We start from the raw sequence: 4,758 nt of genomic DNA on the forward strand, positions 1-4,758 counted from the left end.
AACAGAGCAAGCCTTATACGCCTCACAGCTTCAAGCACAAAGCACTGCTTTAGCTGAACTTCAGAAATCACTTGCTGCCTTCACTACAGCCGCACAGAAAAATCAAACTGACTTTGCAACGCTTAGTAAAAATGCTAATTATGATGGATGGACAAACACATCTAAAGTGCCAATAACTGAAGGTTTCGCAAGTTCTAAATATACACCCACACTAAAAGCTGATACACCAAATGTGTACAGTGCTGCTAAGCAGTTATCATCTAACGCTGAAGCAGTAGAAAAAGCCTTAAATGATGGTGATCCAGCTAATGGAGTTAAAAGTCTAAAACAAGCAGTAGCAGATGTTGCCAAAGCTACTCAAGATGTAGCAGTTATTAGAGCTGCAGTCGCAGCTTCCAATGCCTCAGCACAAGCTTCACTTAATGCCGCCACAAAAGATGCTGCAGCTAAACGTAATAATGCTGTAACCATCTTACCTACAGCAAAAGCTGGTATAGTTGCTTTCTTTGGTAAACATCAATCTGTTTCTGTTGAGTATCAGTACTATTTTAGAAATACTAATCCAAACTTTACTAGTGGTGAAGTAACTCTAAACTATGCTTATTACTTTGGTGGGAAATAGGAAGTTATAAGTAGAAGTAGATTCTAAGTTAGAAAATAGAATCTAAGAAGCGTGTGATTGTCATTTTGAAGGTCATACACTTCTGCTAGTACATGACTTATATGGTAACTTCTAAAATTTAAAACTAGAATCTAAAAAATCCTAGCAAACACTAATTTAAATACTAGTCCTTTGATAAGGGCTAGTATGTAACTTTAAACAAGTATCCAGCTTTAAACAAAACTAAACTAATCTAAAACCAAAATAAACCTAAAACTAATTACTTAACTAAACTAATCCTTCATATTCCTCCAAGCTAAAATAAAAAAGAGAAAGACTATCCTTAAGATAGTCTTAACAACCATTAAAGCTATCTAAATAGCTTTAATGCCTTCTCCAAAACGTTTGTGTTTGTATTAAAACTTATACGTTTGGCTTATGCAATACATAATGAAATACCTAGAAGCTTGGCTTATATCATACAGCACAAGATACTTAGAAGATTACTGGTTAATACACTGCAAGCTACTTATAACATTGCCCTATACAACGCAACCTAGAATATTTAAAAAATCTCTAATAAAACACTCACACACATCAACCAACCACGCACTACCTACATCCATCAAACTAAGCACATACTTTAGCTTCCCCTCCCACTCTTTATAAGTACTTCTACTTCCCGCCAAACTCCAAAAGCACCATACCGCGGAAAACCTCCCCGCTATATATCTCAGCCCTATAGATCATGCCTGCTTTATCTATACTAAAGCGTTTTATCATATCTTTGTGGCTTAAAAGCACGCCTGTGTCATCAAGCTCTTTTGAGTTAGGCTTTACATAGCCTATGATGTTTATCCTATAGTCAGAAGAAGGCTCTAAAAACACATCTTTTTTAACCTTCACTATAGTGCCCACTTTTAAGCTAGTATCCACTCCATCAACCTTGGCTGAGACAGAATCTAGTGAGTTTTTAAAGTCAGTATAAAAAGGCTTAAATCTAGTTAAAACCCTATTACCATACTTTAGTGAGATACTTCCATCTTTGTTTGGTAAAAGCCCTAGTATGTGGGCTCTAGATTCCAAAGTGATGTCTGCTAAAGGCACGCCTTCTGGTAGCGGGAAGTAGTTTAAAGTAGGTCTTAGTCCAAACATAGGAAGCGTCATCTTGCCATCTATATCTACAGTTAGGCTTTTATCAAACATGATTCTATAAATATTAAGTGGGGTTAGTTTAAAAGGCCTTTCATAATGTATATCAAGCATCTTTAATACACTCTCAACTGCTAGAAGGTGGTAGTAAACGCGTTTTGCGACGGTTAGCTCCTTGCTTGCTTCATTAGCGATGGCTGCTTTGTTATGAGTGATAGCAAAGTAAGTAAGGGCTTTAAGCATCTCCTTGTCGCCTTTTTTAGTGTGGGTGTTATGAAGATGGTACTTATGGTCTGGCTCTAAGAGGTTAGCGTTTATATGACTTAAAATCTTATCTGCGTTATCTACAAGGTCGCCATACTCTTCGTGGTCTACGGTTTGCTGATCGATTGTAGTGCAGTTACCCCATCTATTAGGATTATGCTTAGCGTCTATATAAGTTGGTCTAAAAAAGCCTGAGCCATCGTGTAAGTGGAGTACAAAGTCTACATCTTTCCTAGTGATAAGGCTTTTTATATGCTGGATTATCCCATACTCTTTATCTTTAGGGCTAAGAGTGGCAAACTTCCTATTTAAGTCGCCATATATGCCTCTGTGATTTAATAGCATGCTATGTATATTAGTACTTGGCACGGCTATAACCTTACCGTGGCTTATCTTATAAGTCATCAAAAAGACATTTACCGCGTTAAAGCCTCCTGGCTCATCACCTTGTATACCACCTAGTAGAAGTAAGGTCTTGCCGTTATCATCGCCCATAGTTATAGGCTTAAAGTCTATTGGTGCTAGAGTTTTAGCTGATAAAAAAAAGACACTGAAAAAAGAGATAATGAGTAGTCTAAGTAGCATTTAGTTTCACTTTGTATGGGGGTAATAAGGAGGTAATTTTATAACTTTTAAAGTTAAAGTTTTATATAATCTAAGCCTTTTTTTATACAAAGAAATGCGAGGTAGTTCCATGGGCTTTAAAATATTTAGCGGTAGTGCACACAAAGAGTTTGGCAAAGAGCTAGCAAGACACCTTGACTGTGCTTTAAGTAGTGCACTTTTAAACCGCTTTAGTGATGGTGAGATAAGTGTGCAGATAAGTGAATCTGTAAGAGGGAAAGATGTCTTTATCATCCAGCCAACTTGCGCACCAACTAATGACAACTTAATGGAACTACTAATCATGACTGATGCTTTTAAAAGAAGTAGTGCAAACTCTATAAATGCAGTCATCCCTTACTTTGGCTACGCTAGACAAGATAGGAAAGTAGCCCCTAGAGTGCCTATCACCGCTAAGCTTGTAGCTAACCTCCTTCAGTCAGCTGGTATAAACCGCGTTATAACTATGGATCTTCACGCAGGACAGATACAAGGCTTTTTTGACATACCAGTTGATAACCTCTATGGTGCAGTGCTATTTCGCGACTATATAAGACATAAAAATCTTACTAATCCAATCATCGCCTCTCCAGACATAGGAGGCGTAGCAAGGGCTAGATACTTTGCAGACTTACTAGGGCTTGATCTAGTTATAGTTGACAAAAAACGTGAAAAAGCAAACGTCAGCGAAGTGATGAATATCATAGGCAACGTCGAAGGCAAAGATGTAGTTTTAATAGATGATATGATAGATACAGCAGGTACTATGTGCAAGGCTGCAGAGGCTTTAAAAAACAGAGGTGCTACTAGCGTTAGAGCGCTTGGAACGCACGCTGTGCTTAGTGGTGTAGCTTATGAAAATATAGAAAAAAGCATACTAGATGAAGTAGTAGTTACTAACACTATCCCACTTCACAGACAAAGCCCAAAGATAAAGACACTAAGCGTAGCCCCACTTTTTGCAGAAGTCATACGCAGGATCTATCACAACGAAAGCGTAAACTCGCTCTTTATATAAGATATAAACATAGATTCTATAGAATCTATGCTACTTTTACTCCCCCTTCAAACTAGCCTTTTAGTGCTTCCTAAAGTAGTAAGCATAGTCCAAAGTGACATCACCAATCAAAGACAACGTAGCTATTTATATAGTTTTTAAACTCCAAAGATGTATTGATAATTGTTAGATGATAGAAACTAGCCCTATGCTTATAGGTTTGAATTTAGGAGTGTAAGAATGCAGGGCATGCTAAGTAGATATTTTTAGATTTATAGAATCTGGTTTTATGTCCTGTCTAATTTACGTGTCATATTCTTCTATCTTGATGCTAGGAGATACTCTAGTGTGTGACGTGGCAAAGCAGATATTTTTAGATTCTATAGATGGCAAATAGTGCGTGATTAGTTGATGTGTGTGAGTGTTTTATTAGAGATTTTTTAAATATTCTAGATTGTTTTATATAAGGCAATGTTATAAGTATCTTGCAGTGTATTAACCAGTAATCTTCTAAGTATCTTGTGCTGCACTGTATAAGTGAGTGTCACAAGTCACACTTTAAGTATCTTGCACTATATGATATAAACCAAGCTTCTAGATATTTCATCATGTATTGCATAAACCAAGCTCATAAGTTTTACTACAAACACAAACATTCTGGAGAAGGCATTAAAGCTGTAAGGCAGCTTTAATGATTGTTAAGACTACCTAGAAGGTAGTCTTTTCTTCTTTTTTCTTCTTTTCTTTTTTACTTTTCTTCTAAATTTTAGCTTGGAGGGATATGAATAATTAGTTTAGTTAAGTAATTAGTTTTAGTTTGTTTTAGTTTTAGATTAGCTTAGTTTTATTTAAAGCTAGATACTTGTTTTAAAGTTAAATACTAGTCCTTATTAAAAGACTAGTATCAAATTAGTATTTGCTAGGGTTTATTAGATTCTAGTTTTAGAATCTAATCTTTACGTTTAGCTTAAGTTTTATCTTACTTTATCCTATTTGTCTGGATTCTATCTTGTGTAGATTCTATTTTCTAACTTAGGATCCATTTCCCTACAAGTTACTGGGATTCTTTAGATTTTATTTTTAGATTTTAGAATCTGCCATCTAAGTCATGTACTAGGAGAAGTGTGTGACTTTCGAAATA

General features: G+C 36.0%; 3 protein-coding genes. 2 read left to right on the forward strand and 1 reads right to left on the reverse strand.

Going from position 1 to position 4,758, the window contains the following annotated elements:
- Nucleotides 1–622: hypothetical protein (locus BKH40_RS08815; RefSeq protein WP_180675174.1), on the forward strand; the 622-nt coding region annotated here is incomplete at its 5' end.
- Nucleotides 623–1,276: 654 nt separating this feature from the next.
- Here BKH40_RS08815 and BKH40_RS08415 read toward each other — a convergent pair.
- Nucleotides 1,277–2,602, reverse strand: a complete 1,326-nt coding sequence (locus BKH40_RS08415) for a M99 family carboxypeptidase catalytic domain-containing protein (RefSeq protein ID WP_095278578.1) — start codon at nt 2,600–2,602, stop codon at nt 1,277–1,279.
- A 109-nt stretch (nt 2,603–2,711) separates the two neighbouring features.
- Here BKH40_RS08415 and BKH40_RS08420 point away from each other — a divergent pair, with 109 nt between their 5' ends.
- Nucleotides 2,712–3,638, forward strand: coding sequence for a ribose-phosphate pyrophosphokinase (locus tag BKH40_RS08420; protein WP_180675175.1), 927 nt, complete (start codon nt 2,712–2,714; stop codon nt 3,636–3,638).
- The last annotated feature ends 1,120 nt before the right edge of the window (nt 3,639–4,758 follow it).

The organism is Helicobacter sp. 11S02629-2 (assembly GCF_002272875.1).
Taxonomy (GTDB): domain Bacteria; phylum Campylobacterota; class Campylobacteria; order Campylobacterales; family Helicobacteraceae; genus Helicobacter_I.

What these genes read in the sequence shown, in the direction of transcription:
- BKH40_RS08420 (WP_180675175.1), top strand. Translation starts at nt 2,712, where the DNA reads ATGGGCTTTAAAATATTTAGCGGTAGTGCACACAAAGAGTTTGGCAAA.
- BKH40_RS08415 (WP_095278578.1), bottom strand. Translation starts at nt 2,602, where the DNA reads ATGCTACTTAGACTACTCATTATCTCTTTTTTCAGTGTCTTTTTTTTA.